This is a genomic window from Streptomyces sp. NWU339 (assembly GCF_003143855.1).
GTDB lineage: Bacteria > Actinomycetota > Actinomycetes > Streptomycetales > Streptomycetaceae > Streptomyces.
Genome location: NZ_QFRK01000002.1, coordinates 179,125 through 197,061, shown reverse-complemented (window position 1 = coordinate 197,061; position 17,937 = coordinate 179,125). Strand labels below are relative to the sequence as shown.

At 69.2% G+C, this 17,937-nt stretch carries 16 protein-coding genes and 2 pseudogenes; 6 read left to right on the top strand and 12 right to left on the bottom strand.

The window, feature by feature from the left end; translation table 11 throughout:
- Positions 1-90 precede the first annotated feature (90 nt).
- The 3 genes and pseudogenes from DIZ27_RS03880 (at position 91) to DIZ27_RS03870 (ending at position 2,117) form a co-directional block, all read left to right on the top strand.
- Positions 91-974 (top strand): annotated as a pseudogene (locus DIZ27_RS03880) (helix-turn-helix domain-containing protein).
- Complete coding sequence (locus tag DIZ27_RS03875) at positions 971-1,180, top strand: DUF397 domain-containing protein (protein ID WP_109376844.1); 210 nt, start codon at positions 971-973, stop codon at positions 1,178-1,180. The pseudogene DIZ27_RS03880 and the gene DIZ27_RS03875 overlap by 4 nt, the downstream one beginning before the upstream one ends.
- Before the next feature lie 117 nt (positions 1,181-1,297).
- A pseudogene (locus DIZ27_RS03870) lies at positions 1,298-2,117 on the top strand (isocitrate lyase/phosphoenolpyruvate mutase family protein).
- 320 nt (positions 2,118-2,437) lie between these two features.
- Here DIZ27_RS03870 and DIZ27_RS03865 read toward each other — a convergent pair.
- Positions 2,438-2,812, bottom strand: a complete 375-nt coding sequence (locus DIZ27_RS03865; protein WP_109376843.1) for a helix-turn-helix domain-containing protein — start codon at positions 2,810-2,812, stop codon at positions 2,438-2,440.
- Positions 2,813-2,909: 97 nt separating this feature from the next.
- On the opposite strand from DIZ27_RS03865, the gene DIZ27_RS03860 reads away from it, so the two are divergent.
- Both DIZ27_RS03860 and DIZ27_RS03855 read left to right on the top strand, forming a co-directional pair.
- The gene (locus DIZ27_RS03860) at positions 2,910-3,791 is read left to right on the top strand and encodes an NAD(P)-dependent oxidoreductase (RefSeq protein ID WP_109376842.1); all 882 of its coding nucleotides are present in this window, start codon (positions 2,910-2,912) and stop codon (positions 3,789-3,791) included.
- 99 nt (positions 3,792-3,890) lie between these two features.
- On the top strand, positions 3,891-4,874 hold the full coding sequence (locus DIZ27_RS03855) for a BtrH N-terminal domain-containing protein (RefSeq protein WP_109376841.1): 984 nt from the start codon (positions 3,891-3,893) through the stop codon (positions 4,872-4,874).
- On the opposite strand, the gene DIZ27_RS03850 is transcribed toward DIZ27_RS03855, so the two are convergent.
- Both DIZ27_RS03850 and DIZ27_RS03845 read right to left on the bottom strand, forming a co-directional pair.
- A complete protein-coding gene (locus DIZ27_RS03850) occupies positions 4,861-5,382 on the bottom strand; it encodes a hypothetical protein (protein WP_146228901.1) in 522 nt (173 codons plus the stop codon). The genes DIZ27_RS03855 and DIZ27_RS03850 overlap by 14 nt on opposite strands.
- 121 nt (positions 5,383-5,503) lie before the next feature.
- Entirely contained in the window at positions 5,504-5,698 is a 195-nt protein-coding gene (locus tag DIZ27_RS03845; RefSeq protein WP_109376839.1) for a hypothetical protein, read from the bottom strand.
- A gap of 176 nt (positions 5,699-5,874) precedes the next feature.
- On the opposite strand from DIZ27_RS03845, the gene DIZ27_RS03840 reads away from it, so the two are divergent.
- Positions 5,875-7,995, top strand: a complete 2,121-nt coding sequence (locus tag DIZ27_RS03840; protein WP_109376838.1) for a S9 family peptidase — start codon at positions 5,875-5,877, stop codon at positions 7,993-7,995.
- A gap of 33 nt (positions 7,996-8,028) precedes the next feature.
- On the opposite strand, the gene DIZ27_RS03835 is transcribed toward DIZ27_RS03840, so the two are convergent.
- The 9 genes from DIZ27_RS03835 to DIZ27_RS03795 form a co-directional block, all read right to left on the bottom strand.
- Positions 8,029-9,078, bottom strand: coding sequence for an ABC transporter ATP-binding protein (locus DIZ27_RS03835; protein WP_109376837.1), 1,050 nt, complete (start codon positions 9,076-9,078; stop codon positions 8,029-8,031).
- The gene (locus DIZ27_RS03830; RefSeq protein ID WP_109376836.1) at positions 9,071-10,045 is read right to left on the bottom strand and encodes an ABC transporter ATP-binding protein; all 975 of its coding nucleotides are present in this window, start codon (positions 10,043-10,045) and stop codon (positions 9,071-9,073) included. The genes DIZ27_RS03835 and DIZ27_RS03830 overlap by 8 nt, the downstream gene beginning before the upstream one ends.
- Before the next feature lie 9 nt (positions 10,046-10,054).
- Entirely contained in the window at positions 10,055-11,035 is a 981-nt protein-coding gene (locus DIZ27_RS03825) for an ABC transporter permease (protein WP_109376835.1), read from the bottom strand.
- On the bottom strand, positions 11,028-11,951 hold the full coding sequence (locus DIZ27_RS03820) for an ABC transporter permease (protein WP_109376834.1): 924 nt from the start codon (positions 11,949-11,951) through the stop codon (positions 11,028-11,030). Before DIZ27_RS03820 ends, DIZ27_RS03825 begins: the two co-directional genes overlap by 8 nt.
- Positions 11,952-11,957: 6 nt before the next feature.
- Positions 11,958-13,583 carry an ABC transporter substrate-binding protein gene (locus DIZ27_RS03815; protein ID WP_109376833.1) on the bottom strand — a complete coding sequence of 542 codons (1,626 nt, stop codon included), beginning with the start codon at positions 13,581-13,583 and terminating at the stop codon, positions 11,958-11,960.
- Between the two features lie 220 nt (positions 13,584-13,803).
- Positions 13,804-14,952 (bottom strand): ABC transporter ATP-binding protein, encoded by a 1,149-nt coding sequence (locus DIZ27_RS03810; RefSeq protein WP_109376832.1) that lies wholly within the window; start codon positions 14,950-14,952, stop codon positions 13,804-13,806.
- Positions 14,945-16,003 (bottom strand): ABC transporter ATP-binding protein, encoded by a 1,059-nt coding sequence (locus DIZ27_RS03805; protein WP_109376831.1) that lies wholly within the window; start codon positions 16,001-16,003, stop codon positions 14,945-14,947. The genes DIZ27_RS03810 and DIZ27_RS03805 overlap by 8 nt, the downstream gene beginning before the upstream one ends.
- A gap of 11 nt (positions 16,004-16,014) precedes the next feature.
- Positions 16,015-16,977 (bottom strand): ABC transporter permease, encoded by a 963-nt coding sequence (locus tag DIZ27_RS03800; protein WP_109376830.1) that lies wholly within the window; start codon positions 16,975-16,977, stop codon positions 16,015-16,017.
- Positions 16,970-17,899, bottom strand: coding sequence for an ABC transporter permease (locus DIZ27_RS03795; RefSeq protein ID WP_109376829.1), 930 nt, complete (start codon positions 17,897-17,899; stop codon positions 16,970-16,972). The genes DIZ27_RS03800 and DIZ27_RS03795 overlap by 8 nt, the downstream gene beginning before the upstream one ends.
- Positions 17,900-17,937: the final 38 nt, after the last annotated feature.

The window sequence follows — 17,937 nt, the reverse complement described above, 5'->3', positions numbered from 1 at the left end:
GGCAGCGGTCGGGGCCCGGTACCGGGACGCGGAAGCCGCGGTCGCAGCCGTCGCAGTACGGTACTGCGCGGCACAACGGAGGAGCGCGACATGTCGGTGAACGGCGAGGCGGTGCGGGTCAAGGCCGAGGCGGACCAGACGGACGAGCCGGGGTGGGAGGTCGACCCGGACGACGACTGGGCACTCGCGGTAGTGGCCACCGTGGGACGGCAGTTGAGGCTCCGCCGGGAGGAGGCGGGCATGCGGGTCGGCGACTTCGCGGTGGCGGTCGGTTACGGTGACGACCTCGTCTACAAGATCGAGAGCGGCAAACGCATCCCCCGGCCCGAGTACCTGGACACGGCGGACGAGCTGTTCAACGCCGGTGGCCTCATCGCGGCGATGAAGGAGGACGTGAAGAAGGTCCGGTATCCGAAGAAGGTCCGGGACTTGGCCCAGATGGAGGCGCGAGCGGTTGAGCTCCAGCTGTATGACCCTGTGAACATCCACGGCCTTTTGCAGACGCCGGATTACACGCAAGCTCTGTTCCGGATGCGGCGACCTCGATACTCCGAGGAGGAAGTCGAACGAGGTGTAGCTGCTCGCATGGCCCGTAAATCCGTCTTCGAGCGCGACTCGGCACCCGAACTCAGCTTTGTCCAGGACGAGTGGACGCTCCGGAGGCGGCTCGGGGGACAATGGTGGTACGCCAGCAGCTCGAACACCTGCTTGAGCTCGGGCAGTTGCCGAACGTCGAGATCCAGGTGATGCCGGTGGACCGCGAGGAGCACGCCGGTGTGGACGGGGCGATCGAAGTGCTGAAGTTCGAGGATGGAACGGCGGTGGGCCGCTCACCGGGCGTTGCCCACGGCCGAGCGGTTTCCGACCCGAGGCAACTCCGTATCCTTGAACTCCGTTATGGCATCATCCGGGCGCAGGCCCTCACACCACGCGAGTCGGCCGTGTTCATCGACCAACTGCTGGGGGAGACATGATCCGCAGCACCTCGTCCGGGGACATCAGCGACCTGACGTGGTTCAAGAGCAGTTACAGCAGCGGGGCGGAGACAGACTCCTGCATCGAGATCGCCACCAGCCCCGGCACCGTCCACGTCCGTGACTCCAAGGACGTGGACGGCGGCCGGCTGGCCTTCTCCCCCGCCGTGTGGGCCGACTTCGTGCCGTACGCGGCCGAGGGCTGACGGGACTGCTCCCGGCCTACGGCACGTCCACTCGACAGCCAGGGAATCTCGCGTGGACCAAGGTCGATGTCGGATTCCTGCCGGAGTGCAGCCACCCGGCGATGCTTGACTGCCCGTATGACCGCCACGCAGCCGGACAAGGCTCACCTCTTCCGCTCCCTGCACACCCGCGCTGAACCCCTCGCACTCGCCAACGCCTGGGATGTCGCGAGCGCACGCGTCATCGAGGCCGCGGGCGCTCCCGCGATCGCCACCACCAGCGCCGGCGTCGCCTGGTCGCTGGGCTCCCCGGACGGTGACGCCCTCGTCCGCGAACGGGCACTGGAGCTGATCTCCCGCATCGCCTCCGCCGTCGCGGTTCCGGTCACTGCCGACATCGAGGGCGGGTACGGACAGGACGCGGCCGACGTCGCCGAGACCGTCACCGGGGTGCTCTCCGCGGGCGCCGTCGGCGTCAACATCGAGGACGGCACCCGGCCCCCCGGGAGAGCTCGCGACGCGGCTGGCCACCGCCCGGCAGGCCGCTGACCGGGCGGGCGCGGACTGCTTCCTCAACGCCCGCGTCGACACCTACTTGTTCGGGCTCGGCGACCCGGGCTCCCGGTTCGGGGAAACCCTCGACCGGGCACGCAGGTACGTGGACGCGGGCGCGGACGGCATCTTCGTCCCCGGTGTCACCGACAGCGCCACCATCGCGGCGTTGGCCGGAGCCATCTCCGTACCGCTGAACGTCATGGCCGGCCCCGGTGCTCCGACAGTCGCCGAGCTGGGCACCCTCGGCGTAGCCCGCGTCAGCCTCGGCTCGGGCGTGGCGCAGGCCGCGTATGCTGCCGCCCGCCGCGCGGCGCAGGACCTCTTCGGCAACGGCGACTACAACTCCCTCACCGACGGCATTGCCTTTCCGGAACTCAACGCCCTGCTTTCCGAGCCCCGCTGAGCTGTGCACTCCATGCCGAGGCGGTAGGCGCGGGAGGACATCGGCCCGGCGTGATTTTTCAACCGGCGGCTCCGCCATCTCCTGGCAGTTGCCGGCGAGCGACGGCAAGGAAGTCGCGGACGGCGAGGATGTCGGGGTACTCGGCACCGAGCAACCGCTCACGGTCGGGTCTGTCCGGCGGATCATGCTGATTACCGCAGGAGTAGGGTCATCGGCGCTGTATCCATGTGATCGCCGGAACTCGATACGCCAGACTCGCCGTCCGCTGCGAAGCCACCGTGCTGGTCGCGGCCCTCAACGAGTTGCTGCGACCAACACGTTCAGAACAGACCCTGGCCCGCCTTCTCCTCCGGCCCTCGAGTGGCCGGCCGCTCGCGGCCCCAGGCGGCCAGCGGCTGGAGTGCGGCGTTGAGGCGCTTGCCGTCCTCGGTCAGTGAGTACTCGACGCGGGGCGGCACCTCGTCGTAGGAGACGCGGTGCACGACGCCGTCCGCTTCCAGCTCACGCAGGTGAGAGGCCAGCACCTTCTCGGTGACCCCCGGAAGCAGCCGACGCAGCTCGCCGAAGCGGCGGCAGGGGTGCTCGTGGAGCGCCCAGAGGATCAGCACCTTCCACTTGCCGCCGATCACCTCCATCGCGGTGTCGATCCCGCAGACGTGTCCTTCTGGTCCGCCCGGCCGGTTCAACGTCGTCATGCCCCACCCCTTCCGACGTGCTCGCTCACCCCGGGGTAACCACCCACTCCGAAGTGCGTACTTGATCATCCCCGGACCTGTGACCAGCCTAATCGGCATGACACAGAACACTGTTGAGAAGACTCCCGTCACGCTGCTGGGCCTCGGCGCGATGGGCACCGCGCTGGCCCGCACCTGGCTTGCCGCCGGCCACCCACTCACCGTCTGGAACCGCACCCCGACCCGCGCCACGGCACTCGCCGCCGAGGGGGCGAAGGTCGCGGACACCGCCGCCGAGGCGGTCGCGGCGAACACCCTGATCGTCGTCTGCCTGCTGGACGACGCCTCGGTCGACGAGGTGCTGGCCGGCACCGACCTGGCCGGCCGGGACCTGGTCAACCTGACCACCGGCACCCCCGCCCAGGCCCGCGCCCGCGCCGAGTGGGCCCGCGAGCGCGAGGCCCGCTACCTGGCCGGCGGGATCATGGCCGTCCCTCCCATGATCGGCGTCCCGCAAGCCGGCGGTTACGTCTTCTACAGCGGCTCACGGGAGCTGTTCGAGCGGCACCAGGAGATGCTGGCCGTCCCGGCCGGCACCACCTACGTCGGCGAGGACGCGGGCTTCGCGGCCCTGTACGACGTGGCCCTGCTCAGTGCCATGTACGGGATGTTCGCCGGGGCCGCGCACGCCTTCGCCCTGATCCGCAAGGAGGACATCGACCCCGCGGCGCTCGCCCCGCTGCTCGCCGACTGGCTCGTCGCGATGGCCCCGGCGGTTCACCAGACCGCCGACCAGCTGCGCAGCGGCGACTACACCAAGGGTGTCGTCTCCCACCTCGCCATGCAGGTGGCCGGCACGCCGACCTTCCTGAGCACCGCCGAGCAGCAGGGTGTCAGCCCGGAACTGCTCAGCCCCTACTTCGAGTTGATGCGCCGCCGCCTGGCCGAGGGAAGCGGCGAGGAGGACCTGACGGGCGTGATCGACCTGCTGGTGCGCTGAACCGGTTCAGGGCCTGTCCGGCGGGGCATGCCTGGGACCCGGTGGTCCGGCACGTCCCTCTGCGGCGTCGTCGTCAGGTGAGGGAGGAGAATGAGCGGCATGGCCATGGTGAAGGGCGTCGAGGTCCGCGGCACGCAGCACTGCGAGACGACGGCGCTGGGTGTGCTGCTGCGGCATGAGGGGATCGACCTGTCCGAGCCCATGCTGTTCGGGCTCGGCTCCGGGCTGTCCTTCGTCTACTGGGACAGCAAGGCCATGGGGTTTCCCTTCCTGGGGGGCCGGGTCAAGCCGTTCGAGCTCACCAGGAACCTGGCCGCCGCCCTCGGGCTCGAGCTGCTGGTCGAGGAGACCACCTCTCCGCGCAAGGCATGGCGGAACGTGGCGGCACCCCTCGACGCCGGTCGGCCGGTCGGCCTGCAACTCGACAGCTACCACCTGGACTACTTCAGCACCAAGGTGCACTTCGGCGGGCACGTCGTGGCCATGTACGGCTACGACGAACAGGACGCCTACCTGGTGGACACCGACACGCAGGGCGGAGCCGTCTCCACCGGCCTCGCCGGCCTGGCCAGAGCCAGGGCCGCGCGCGGCCCCATGACCGCCAGGCACCGCTCCTTCACCCTCACGGCGCCCAGCAGCCCGACGTCACCGCGGGACCGGATCATCCCCGCGATCAAGACCTGCGCCGACGCCTTCCTGAACCCGCCCATCGCGAACCTGGGCCACCGGGGCATCGAGAAGACCGCCGAGCGAGTGCCGAAGTGGTTGGAGCGCAGCGACGATCCGCGGGACGATCTGCCACGGACCGCCGTCCTCATGGAGAGGGCCGGCACCGGCGGCGCCCTGTTCCGCAATCTCTACCGGGACTTCCTCGCCGAGTGCGCCCAGCTGATCGACAGCAGCCACCTGCACACCGGCCACACCCTGTACACCGAGGCCGCCACCCTCTGGACGCAGGTGGCCGCACTCGTCGAGGCGGCAGGCGAATCCGGCGACGCGAAGAACCTCGTCCAGGCCGGCTCCGTCCTCCACGACCTCTCGCGCATCGAACGCGAGGCGATGCAGGCCCTCAGCCTGCTCTAGGCCCTGTCCGGTGGCTCATGCGCGGAGCCGGAGTCGGAGTCGGCACACTGTGGTCAAGCCTGGGCCGCGGGCGCTCTCCGATCAAGCGGGCCGGACGCGCGATGCCGAACCACAGCAGTACGGCGGTGGCGAGCAGTACGAAGGCGGCGCAGTTCGCGATGGTCGGGTTCACCCAGGCCGGGACCAGGTCGTAGTGCGCGTTGCACTTGTTGCTCAGCGGGAACAGCTCGTCGAACCCCTCGGGGTGGGCCGCCCGGTAGGCGCCGTCGTACGTCTGGTGATGGGCGTACGCGCATGTTTCGCCGACGTCGAGCCCGCCGCTGAGCGCTCCCCGGAGCCAGGCCGCGAAGCCGACGAAGAGCGAGACGGACCACAGGCGTGCCCACCACAGCGGGCGATGCCATGCTCCGTCCCGCAGACCGACCGGGAGACGGATGAGGTTCCACAGGTTCCACACCAGCCATACGCCGAGGAGCGCCGCGACAAGGAGAACCACGACTTCTTCCATGCCGCAGTTCTAGCCCATGCGTCGGGACGGAGCGCGCGCACACCGCTCCGCAAGAGCCGATACCCCTTCGGGGGCGCGGACTTGGGTCCGTGCCCCCGGCCGGCGAGGTCAGAGGGCCGGCTCAGAAGCTGATGCTGCCGATCATCCCCGCGATGTTGGTCGTCAACTCACTGATCGTGGGCGCGATCGTCGACGACGCCATGTAGAAGCCGAGGAGCATGCAGACGACCGCATGCCCGGTCTTGAGGCCCGACTTCTTGATCAGCAGGAAGACGATGATCGCCAGCAGCACCACCGCCGAAATCGAGAGTGCCACGGCGGTTCACCTCCAAGGACCCCAGGACTCGGGGGGTAGGGATATGGGGGCAGGGACATCCACACAGCAGCCAGCAGGTTCATACCCACTATGCGCTAACGATCATAACTATCCGTACGTGCGCATCGGTCGGCGCACGGCCGCACAAGGGGGCGCATGGCCAATATGGTCATGGCATGACGACCGATGCTGACTCCTTCCCCCGACGGCACGCCCGCACCCAGCGCTTCACGCTCGGCGCGCCGCGTGCGTTCACCGTGGCACCCGACGGTTCCCGGGTGGTGTTCCTGCGCTCGGGTTCCGGTACGGACCGGGCGAACTCGCTGTGGGTGCTCGACCTGGGGGGCGGTGGGGAGCGGGTGGCGGCCGACCCGCGGGCTCTCCTGGGCGGCGCCTCGGAGCGCCTGTCGGCCGAGGAGCGGGCCCGGCGCGAGCGCAGCCGTGAGGGGGGCGCCGGCATCGTCGGCTACGCCACCGACGCGGCCGTGGAGTTGGCCTCTTTCGCCTTGTCAGGACGGCTTTTCACGGCCGAACTGCAGGCCGGGACGGCACGCGAACTGCCCACTCCCACACCGGTGATCGACCCCCGTCCGTCGCCCGACGGACGCCACGTCGCCTATGTCGCGCAGGGTGCGCTGCGGGTCGTCGGGGCGGAGGGGGAGGACGACCGGGCGCTGGCGACACCCGAGGCGGACAACGTCACCTACGGTCTGGCGGAGTTCATCGCGGCCGAGGAGATGCACCGTCTGCGGGGCTTCTGGTGGGCGCCCGGGTCGGACCGGCTGCTGGTGGCGCGCGCGGACGACACGCCGGTGGAGCGGTGGTGGATCTCCGATCCGGCACATCCGGAGCGGGAGCCGCAGCGGGTGGCGTACCCGGCGGCGGGCACCGCGAACGCGGAGGTGCGGCTGTTCGTGATCGGGTTGGACGGGGCGCGTTCGGAGGTCGTGTGGGACCGGGCACGGTATCCGTATTTGACGCATGTGCACTGGTCAGCGGCGGGAGCGCCGCTGTTGCTCGTACAGGCGCGCGACCAGCGAAGTCAGTTGGTCCTGGCGGTGGACCCGGATTCCGGGGCGACCCGGATGGTGCACGCCGACGAAGATCCAAATTGGCTTGAACTTTTCCCCGGAGTGCCCTGCTGGAGCCCGTCCGGGCAGCTGGTGCGGATCGCGGACGAAGGGGGTGCACGACGACTCGCCGTGGGCGAACGACCGCTCACCGGAGGCCAGTTGCACATCCGGTCCGTCCTGGACGTCTCCGACGACGATGTGCTGGTCTCGGCGTCGGCGGGCGAGGAGGCGGCCGATCCGGAGATCGGCGAGGTGCACGTCTACCGGGTGAACGAGCTCGGCGTGGAGCGCGTCTCGCAGGAGCCCGGCGTGCACTCCGCCGTACGTGCCGGGGGCGTCACCGTGCTCGTCTCCGCGACGCCGGATCGGCCAGGTTCCCGGGCGGTGGTCCTGCGTGACGGGAAACCGACGGCGACTGTCCCCTCGTACGCAGAAGACCCCGGTATGTCCCCGCGGGTGACCCTCACCCAGGGGGGCGCACGCCAAATCCCGTGCGCCGTGCTTATGCCCCGGGACTACTCCGGTGACGCTCCGCTCCCCGTCCTCATGGACCCCTACGGCGGCCCGCACGGCCAGCGCGTGGTGGCCGCGCACAACCCCCATCTGACCTCGCAGTGGTTCGCCGACCAGGGCTTCGCGGTGGTCGTCGCCGACGGACGCGGCACCCCCGGCCGCTCCCCGGCCTGGGAGAAGGCGGTCCACCACGACTTCACACTCACCCTGGACGACCAGATCGAGGCGCTCCAGGACCTCGCCGCCTCCCATCCCCTCGACCTCTCCCGGGTGGCCGTCCGCGGCTGGTCCTACGGCGGTTACCTCGCGGCGCTGGCGGTGCTCCGCCGTCCGGACGTCTTCCACGCCGGCATCGCGGGCGCCCCGGTGACGGACTGGACGCTGTACGACACGCACTACACGGAGCGGTACCTGGGCGACCCGGCCGCACGCCCGGAGACGTACACGAACAGCTCGCTGGTCACCGCCGAAGGCCTCTCCTCCCCGGCCGACCAGCACCGCCCGCTGATGATCGTGCACGGCCTGGCCGACGACAACGTGGTCGTCGCCCACTCCCTGCGCCTGTCCTCCGCCCTCCTCGCCACCGGCCGCCCCCACGAGGTCCTCCCCCTGTCGGGCGTCACCCACATCACCCCCCAGGAACAGGTCGCGGAGAACCTGCTCCTGCTCCAGGTGGACTTCCTCAAACGCTCGCTGGGGCTCGAGGGCTGAGTACAGCAGGTCAACGGGCCGGGGGGCACCACGTCACCCCGGCCCGTTGCGGGGCTCCTCCGGTGGGACCACCTGTTTCTCCTCGGCGAAGTGGCAGGCCGAGGGGTGGGCCGCCGGGCCGCCGGCCTCGCGGAAGGCCTCGGGGACCGCGAGCAGCGGGACCTCCACCGCGCAGCGTTCCCGCGCCTTCCAGCAGCGGGTGCGGAAGCGGCAGCCGGAGGGGATGTTCGTGGGGGACGGGACGTCTCCGGTGAGGATGATCCGCTCGCGGTGCTCGCGGGCCGCCGGGTCGGGGACCGGGACGGCCGAGAGCAGGGCCTGGGTGTAGGGGTGGGTCGGGTGGTCGTAGATCTGGGTGTCGGTGCCGGTCTCGACGATCCGGCCGAGGTACATCACACCGACCCGGTCGGAGATGTGCCGGACGATCGACAGGTCGTGCGCGATGAAGACGAACGCCAGGTCGAACTCGGTTTGGAGCCGGTCCATCAGGTTGATGACCTGGGCCTGGACGGAGACGTCCAGCGCGGAGACCGGCTCGTCGGCGACGATCACCTCGGGGTTCAGGGCCAGGCCGCGGGCGATGCCGATGCGCTGGCGCTGGCCGCCGGAGAACTGGTGCGGGTAGCGGTTGACGTACTCCGGGTTGAGGCCGACCACGTCCAGCAGGTCCTGGACGCGTCGGCGCCGGTCGCCCTTGGGGGCCACCTCGGGGTGGATCTCGTACGGCTCCCCGACGATGTCGCCCACCGTCATCCGGGGGTTCAGGGAGGTGTACGGGTCCTGGAACACCATCTGGATGTTCCGGCGGACGGCTTTGAGGGCCTTCCCGGACAGCCGGGTGATGTCCTCGCCCTTGTAGCGGATCGCGCCGGCCGTCGGCCGCTCCAGGTGGACCAGCATCCTCGCGACGGTGGACTTGCCGCAGCCGGACTCGCCCACGATGCCCAGGGTCTCTCCCCGGCCGAGGGTGAAGTCGACGCCGTCGACCGCCTTCACGGCGCCGATCTGCTTGCGGAGCACGATGCCCCGGGTCAGCGGGTAGTGCTTGACCAGGCCGGACACCTCCAGGATCGGCTCAGCCATTCAGGCACTCCCGCCAGAAGTGGCAGGCGCTCCCCCGCGTTTCCGAGACCTCGTACAGCGGGGGCTCGTCGGTCCGGCAGACGTCGCGGGCCATGGGGCAGCGGGGGTGGAAGGCGCAACCGGGCGGGATGCTCATGAGGTTGGGCGGCAGGCCCTTGATGGCGTAGAGCTGCCGGCCCTTCTGGTCGAGGCGGGGGATGGAGTCCAGCAGGCCCCGGGTGTACGGGTGGGCGGGGGCCTTGTAGATGTCGTGCACGGGGGCCGACTCGACGATCCGGCCCGCGTACATCACGGCGATCCGGTCGGCGACGTCGGCGACCACGCCGAGGTCGTGGGTGATGAGGATGAGCCCCATGCGGTACTCGCGCCGGAGTTCCGCGAGGAGTTCCATGACCTGGGCCTGGACGGTGACGTCGAGGGCGGTGGTGGGCTCGTCGGCGATGATCAGGGCCGGTTCCAGGGCCAGCGCCATGGCGATCATGATGCGCTGGCGCATGCCGCCGGAGAACTGGTGCGGGTACTGCCCGACCCGCTCCCGGGCGGCGGGGATGCGCACCCGGTCCATCAACTCGACGGCCCTGGCCCGCGCGTCCTTCTTCGACATGCCCCGGTGCACGACGAACATCTCGCCGAGCTGGTCGCCGACGGAGAGCACGGGGTTGAGGGAGGACAGCGCGTCCTGGAAGATCATCGCCATCTCGGCGCCCCGGACCCTGCGGCGCTCGTTCTCCTTCAGCTGCAGCAGGTCGCGGCCCCGGAAGACGACCTCGCCGCCGGTGATCCGGCCGGGCGGCACGTCGAGGATGCCCATGACCGCCTGCGCGGTCACCGACTTGCCGGAGCCGGACTCGCCGAGCACCGCCAGCGTCTCCCCCGCGTCGACGCCGTAGCCGACGCCGTTGACGGCCTTCGCGACACCGTCCCGGGTGTGGAACTCCACGTGCAGGTCACGCACTTCGAGCAGCATGACGGCGACTCACCTCAGCTTCGGGTCGAGGGCGTCGCGCACCGCGTCGCCGAGCATGATGAACGCCAGGACGGTGATCGCCAGGGCGCCGGAGGGCCACAGCAGTGCGTGCGGGGCGTTGCGGACGTAGGGGGAGGCGGCGGAGATGTCGATTCCCCAGGAGACGCTCGGCGGCTTCAGGCCGACGCCGAGGTAGGACAGGGTCGCCTCCAGCGAGATGTACGTGCCGAGCGCGATGGTCGCCACGACGATGACCGGGGCGACCGCGTTGGGCGCGATGTGCCGCAGCACCAGGCGGGAGTTGGAGGCGCCGAGCGCCCGCGCGGCCTGGACGTAGTCGTTCTGCTTGGCGGTGATGACCGAGCCGCGGGCGATCCGGGACAGCTGCGGCCAGCCGAGCAGCACGATGAAGCCGATGACCGGCCAGACGGTGTTGCTGGTGGTGACGGACAGCAGCACCAGTCCGCCGAGGACGACGGGGATGGCGAAGAAGACGTCCGTGATGCGGGACAGGATCGAGTCCCCCACTCCGCCGAAGAAGCCGGCCAGCGCGCCGAGGACGCTGCCGAGGACCGCGACGCCGAGCGTGGCGAGGACACCGACCGCGACGGACGTGCGGGCGCCGTAGACGGTGCGGGTGTAGACGTCGCAGCCCTGGCCGTTGAAGCCGAAGGGGTGGCCGGGCTGCGAGCCCTCCTGGGCCTTGGCGAGGTCGCACGTGAGGGGGCTGCCGGAGGCGATCAGCGAGGGCCACAGGGAGATGACGACCAGGAAGAGGATGATCAGGGCCGAGACGATGAAGACGGGGTTGCGGCGCAGGTCGCGCCAGGCGTCGGACCACAGGGAACGCGGCTTGCCCTGCGGGCCCGTGCCCTGCGGGCCGCCCGGGGTGCGCTCGAGTGTCTCCGCCTCGTCGACGCCCAGGTCCATGCTGCCGCCCATGCCGGCCCCCGCGATGGCGCGATCGGGTTCGTAGTGCTGCTCAGGCATAGCGGATCCTCGGGTCGAGTACGGCGTAGAGGAGGTCGACGACGAGGTTGGCGACCAGGAACACCAGCACGAGCACGGTGACGAAGCCGACGACGGTCTGGGTGTTCTGCCGCAGGATGCCCTGGTAGATCTGGTAGCCGACGCCGTGGATGTTGAAGATCCGCTCGGTGACGATCGCACCGCCCATGAGGAAGCCGATGTCGGCCCCGATGAAGGTGACCACGGGGATGAGGGAGTTGCGCAGCAGGTGCCGGGTGATCACCCGGTGCCGGGGCAGGCCCTTGGCGACGGCGGTGCGGACGTAGTCGGAACGCCGGTTCTCGGCGATGGAGGTACGGGTCAGCCGGGTGACGTAGGCGAGGGAGACGGAGGCCAGCACCAGGCCGGGCAGGATCAGTTCGTCGAGGGGTGCCGCGGAGGAGACCGACGGCCTGATCCAGCCCCACTTCACCCCCAGCAGCAACTGGAGCAGCAGACCGGTGACGAAGGTGGGAACGGAGATGACGACGAGGGTGAGCAGCAGGACGCCGGTGTCGACGGGGCGCCCCCGGCGCAGTCCGGTGACCACGCCGAGGGCGATGCCGATGACGATCTCGAAGAGGATCGCGACGATCGTGAGGCAGATGGTGACGGGGAACGCGGTCGCCATCAGCTCGGTGACCTGCTGGCCGTTGAACGCCGTACCGAAGTCGCCGGTGAAGACGTTCCCCATGTAGGTCAGGTACTGCTGCCAGACGGGCTTGTCGAGGCCGAACTCCTTCTTCAGCTGGGCGGCCGTCGCCGGGTCGCAGCGCCGTTCGCCGCAGAGTCCGGCGATGGGGTCGCCCATCACGTTCACCATGAGGAAGATCAGCAGCGTGGCCCCGAAGAACACCGGGATCATCTGGAGCAGGCGCCGGACGACGTAGCGTCCCATGGCGGGTCAGCTCACCTTGATCTGGTCGTACACGGGGACGCTGAAGGGATTGAGCTTCACGTCGGACAGCCTCTCCGACCAGCCCGCGCTGCCGTTCTGGTACCAGAGCGGGATGGCGGCCATGTTGTCGCGGACGACCCCCTCGGCCTGCTGGAACAGGCCGACGGCCTTGGCGTTGTCGGTCTCGCCGTTGGCCTGGTCGACGAGGCCGTCGAACTCCCTGTCGGACCACTTGCCGTCGTTGGAGGAGGCGTCGGTGTAGTAGAGCGGCTGGAGGAAGTTCTGGATGAGCGGGTAGTCCATCTGCCACCCGGCCCGGAACGGGCCGTTCATCTTCTGCTGGGTGATCTGGTTGCGGAAGTCGGCGAAGGTGCCGACCGGGTTGCCGGTGCAGGCGCGTTCGTTGCCGAGCGCGTTGTTGATGGAGTTGCAGACGGCGTCGACCCAGTCCTTGTGGGAGCCGGTGTCCGCGTTGTACGTGATGGTGAAGCGGCCGCCGGGCAGGCCGCCGCCCTCCTGGATGAGCTTCTTGGCCTGGTCGGGGTGGTACTCGCAGGCGTCCCCGCACAGGCCGGCCTGGTGGCCGCCGTCCTTGCCGAGGACCGGGGAGGTCCAGTCGGTGGCGGGGGTGCGGGTCCTGGCGAAGATGGTGTCGGTGATCTGGTCGCGGTTGATCGCCATGGACAGGCCCTTGCGGACCTTCTCCGAGCCGGACGTGTTCCAGGCGTCGTCGTAGAACGGGAAGGCGAGGGTCTGGATGATGCCGGCGGGGGTGTTGAGGTAGCGGTCGCCGAGGTCGTTCCTGACGTTCTTCAACTGGGCGGCGGGGACGTCGTCGACCAGGTCGAGGTTGCCGGCGATGAGGTCGGTGTAGGCGGTGTTGTTGTCGGTGTAGACCTTGAGGTCGACGCCGCCGTTCCGGGCCTTGTCGTCGCCGGGGTAGCCGTCCCACTTGCGCAGGGACATCTGCGAGCCCTTGGCGTACGAGTCGACCAGGTACGGGCCGTTGCCGACCGGCTTGGCGACCCAGGCCGCGTGGTCGTCGAAGAAGGCCCGGGGCAGCGGGGCGAAGGCGGCGTAGCCGAGGGTGTCGGGGAAGGTGGAGAACTTCTGGGTGAGCTTGACGGTGAAGGTCCTGTCGTCGACGACCTTCAGGCCGGAGAGGGTGTCGGCGCTCTGCTCGCCCGCCTCGGGGTGGACCTTGTCGTAGCCCTCGATGTAGCCGAAGAAGTAGGCGTTGCGCTGGTTGTTCCTCAGACCGGCGCCGTAGTTCCAGGCGTCGACGAAGGACTTCGCGGTGATCTTCTCGCCGTTGCTGAAGGTCCAGCCGTCCTTGACGGTGACGGTGAAGTTCCGCGAGTCCGGGGTCTCGATCTTCTCGGCGAGCATGTCCTGGGCCTTGCCGGTCTCCGGGTCGTAGCGCTTGAGCCCCCGGAAGATCATGTCGAGGACCTTGCCGCCCTGCACCTCGTTGGTGTTGGACGGCTCCAGCGGGTTCTGCGGGTCGCCCCAGGAGGCGCTCAGCACCGCTCCCGTGTCACCACCGCTGCCCCCGCCCCCTCCGCAGGCCGTCGCCGCGAGGGCTGCCGCCACCGCGCACACGGCCCGTCCGGCGTGCGTGGCTCCGCGCATGGAGTGCCTCCTCGTACGTACGCGGTGGTGCACTGATCCGTCAGACACATATCAACGCAAAAGGAGCATCACGCGTACGTGCGACACCTGCGCGGACGGAACTCCAGCCGTATGTACGTATGAGCGGTTCTCCGTACAGAGGGGGCGGGTCCGAAGACGCCGGAACCCGGCACCCCTGTGAACGGGTGCCGGGTTCCGGGCAGGCGGTCGAGCAAGGACGTCAGGCCGCGTGGACGACGTCCTTCTCCTCGGCGAAGTGGCAGGCCGACTCGTGGGCCGCCGGGGTGTCCGATGCCTTGAAGCGCTCGGGGACCGCCAGCAGCGGGACCTCCTCGGCGCACTTGTCCTGCGCCTTCCAGCAGCGGGTGCGGAAGCGGCAGCCCGACGGCGGGTTGGCCGGGGACGGCACGTCACCGGTGAGGATGATCCGCTCACGGCCCTCGCGGGCCGCCGGGTCCGGCACCGGAACCGCCGACAGCAGCGCCTGGGTGTAGGGGTGCGTCGGGTGGTCGTAGATCTGGGTGTCGGTGCCGATCTCGGCCATCTTGCCGAGGTACATCACTCCGACGCGGTCGGAGATGTGCCGGACGATGGACAGGTCGTGCGCGATGAAGAGGTAGGAGAGGTTGAACTCGTCCTGCAGCTTCTCCATCAGGTTGATGACCTGCGCCTGGACGGACACGTCCAGCGCGGAGACCGGCTCGTCGCAGATGATGATCTCGGGGTTGAGGGCCAGGCCGCGGGCGATGCCGATGCGCTGGCGCTGACCGCCCGAGAACTGGTGCGGGTAACGGTTGATGTACTCGGGGTTGAGACCGACCACGTCCAGGAGTTCCTGGACCCGGCGGCGGCGGTCGCCCTTCGGCGCCACCTCGGAGTGAATCTCGAAGGTCTCCCCGATGATGTCGCCCACCGTCATCCGGGGGTTGAGCGAGGTGTACGGGTCCTGGAACACCATCTGGATGTTCCGCCGGACCGCCTTCAGCGCGCGCCCGGACAGTTTGGTGATGTCCTGGCCCTTGTAGAAGACCTCGCCCGCGGTCGCCTTCTCCAGCATCATCAGAAGCTTGGCGACCGTGGACTTGCCGCAGCCGGACTCGCCCACGATGCCGAGCGTCTCGCCCTGGTAGAGGTCGAAGGAGATTCCGTCCACAGCCTTGACCGCGCCGACCTGACGCTTGAACAGGATGCCCTGGGTCAGCGGGAAGTGCTTCACCAGGTTGCGCACCTGGAGGATCGGCTCACCACGGTCGACGGGCGCGTCGAGCGCGGCCACCACCTCGGCCTCGGTCGCGGCGTCGACCGTCTCGACCTCGGTGACGTTGGGGGTGGCGTCCACGGCCTCGTCCGTCTTCTCCAGCTCAGCCATGGATCGTCTCCTTCCAGAAGTGGCACGCGCTGCCGCGGCCGGCCAGCTCGCCACCGTCCCGCTCGGTGACGGGGAACAACGGCGGGATGTCCGTACGGCAGATGTCCTGTGCCTGCGGGCACCGCGGGTTGAAGGCGCAGCCGGACGGGATCCGCGTCAGGTTGGGCGGCAGCCCCTTGATCGCGTACAGCTCCTGGCCCTTCTGGTCCAGGCGCGGGATCGAGTCGAGCAGGCCCTTGGTGTAGGGGTGCGCAGGCCGCTTGTACAGCTCGTGCACGGGTGCGGTCTCCACGATCCGCCCCGCGTACATCACCGCGATCTTGTCCGCGACATCGGCGACGACGCCGAGGTCGTGGGTGATCAGGATCAGGCCCATGTGGTACTCGCGCTGCAGCTCCGCGAGCAGGTCCATGACCTGGGCCTGGACGGTCACGTCGAGGGCCGTGGTGGGCTCGTCGGCGATGATCAGGTCCGGCTCCAGGGCGAGCGCCATCGCGATCATGATGCGCTGGCGCATACCGCCCGAGAACTGGTGCGGGTAGTCGTTGACCCGGGCCGCGGCGGCCGGGATCTTCACCCGGTCCATCAACTCGATCGACTTGGCCTTGGCTTCCTTCTTGGACAGGCCCTGGTGGACGCGGAACATCTCGCCGAGCTGGTAGCCCACGGAGAGCACCGGGTTCAGCGAGGACAGCGCGTCCTGGAAGATCATCGCGATCTTGTTGCCGCGGATCTTCCGGCGCTCCTCGTTGGACATCCGCAGCATGTCCTGGCCGCGGAAGAGGATCTCCCCCTTGGGGATGCGGCCGGGAGGCATGTCGAGGATGCCCATGATGGCCTGGGCGGTGACGGACTTGCCCGAGCCGGACTCGCCGAGCACGGCGAGCGTCTCGCCCGCGGCGACGGAGTAGTTGACGCCGTTGACGGCCTTGGCGACCCCGTCGCGGGTGTGGAACTCCACGTGCAGGTCGCGGACTTCGAGCAGCGGGCCGCCGTCGTCCCGGGCGCCGTCCGGCGCGGGGCTCCCGGCCGTTTCATCGATGATGGTCACGTACGCCTCCCTCAGCGCAGCTTGGGGTCGAGGGCGTTGCGTACCGCATCGCCGAACATCAGGAACGAGAGCACCGTGATCGAGACCATCACCGACGGGACGATCAGAGTGTGGGGGGCGATACGGAGCTGCTCACGTCCACGCGCCACGTCGCCGCCCCAGGACACGGCCGTGTCACCGAGGCCCACGCCCAGGAAGGACAGGGTGGCCTCGGCCGCGATGTAGCCGCCGAGCGCGATGGTCGCCACGACGATGATGGGCGCGACCGCGTTGGGCAGGATGTGCCGGAACATGATCCGGGACGTCGAGGCACCGAGCGCCTTGGCTGCCACCACGTAGTCCGCCTGCTTGATGGTGATCACGGCGCCGCGGGCGACACGGGCGATCTGGGTCCAGCCGAGGAAGGCGAGGGCCAGGATGACGACCAGGACGGTGCGGTCGTCGAAGGAGTTGAGCACCACCAGGGCGCCGAGCAGGAACGGGATGCCGAGGAAGATGTCGGTCAGCCGCGAGAGCAGGGTGTCGGTCCAGCCGCCGAAGTAGCCGGCGATCATGCCGATGACCGTGCCGAGAACGGTGACGGCGAGGGTGACTCCCACACCGACGGTGATCGAGGCGCGGGCGCCGTAGACGACACGGGCGTAGATCGAACGGCCCTGCACGTCGTAGCCGAACCAGTCCGGAGCGAAGAAATGACCCCAGTTCGGCTTGCCCAGGTAGTGCTTGGCCAGGTCGGCGTCGCGCGGCGAGGCGCTGGTGAACAGTCCCGGCCAGATCGCCATCACCAGCAGGAACACGATCAGCACGGTCGAGACCAGGAACAGCGGGTTGCGCCGCAGGTCGTGCCAGGCGTCGGACCAGAGGCTGCGCGCCTTGCCGGGGGCCGGGCCGGAGTCGGTGACGACGACGGCCGCGGTGCTCGCGGCGTCCCCGGGAAGGGCGTCGACCTTCTTCTCGATGGTCTTGTCAGGCATACCGGATCCTCGGGTCCAGGACCGCGTAAAGCAGGTCGACGATCAAGCTGGCGGCGAGGTAGATGAGCACCATCAGCGAGGCGATGCCCACGACCGTGGCGCCCTCACGTCGGCTGAGCGCCTCGTAGATCTCGACACCGATGCCCCGCACGTTGAAGATGCCCTCGGTCACGATGGCGCCGGTCATCAGGCTGCCGATCTCGATGCCGAGGAAGGTGACCACGGGGATCAGCGAGTTGCGCAGCAGGTGGACACCGATGACACGACGGCGCGGCAGCCCCTTGGCGATGGCGGTGCGCATGTAGTCGGAACGCAGGTTCTCCGCGATCGACGTGCGGGTCAGCCGGGCCACGTAGGCGAGGGAGAGCGACGCCAGCACGATGGCGGGAAGCGCGAGTTGGGAGAAGTTCGTCGAGTCGGTCACCGTGGGTGTGGTGACGGACCACTTGAACGCGAGCAGGTACTGCAGCAGGAAGCCCAGCACGAAGGACGGCATGGAGACGAGGAACAGGGTCAGCGTCAGCAGTCCGCGGTCCCGCAGCGTGTCGGGGCGCAGGCCGGCGACGACGCCGAGGCCGATGCCCACGAGCGTGACGAAGGTGAAGGCGAAGATCGTCAGCCTGATCGTCACCGGGAACGCGTCGGCGATGACGTCGCTGATGGGCCGCTGACTGGCGATCTGGGTGCCGAAGTCGCCCTGGACCAGCCCGGTCATGTAGTTCACGTACTGCTGCAGCAGCGGCTGATCGAGGCCGAGGTCCTTCTTGATGCTCGCGACCACTGCAGGGTCGTACGCCTGATCCCCCATCATCGCCCGGACGGGGTCGCCGGGCAGGGCGTACATCATGCAGAAGATGAGCAGAGTTGACCCGATGAAGACCGGGATCATCTGGAGCAGTCGTCGTGCGACATAGCGCCCCATAGGTGCCTCCGTGAGGGGTTAACGCAGGTGGGGGGCCG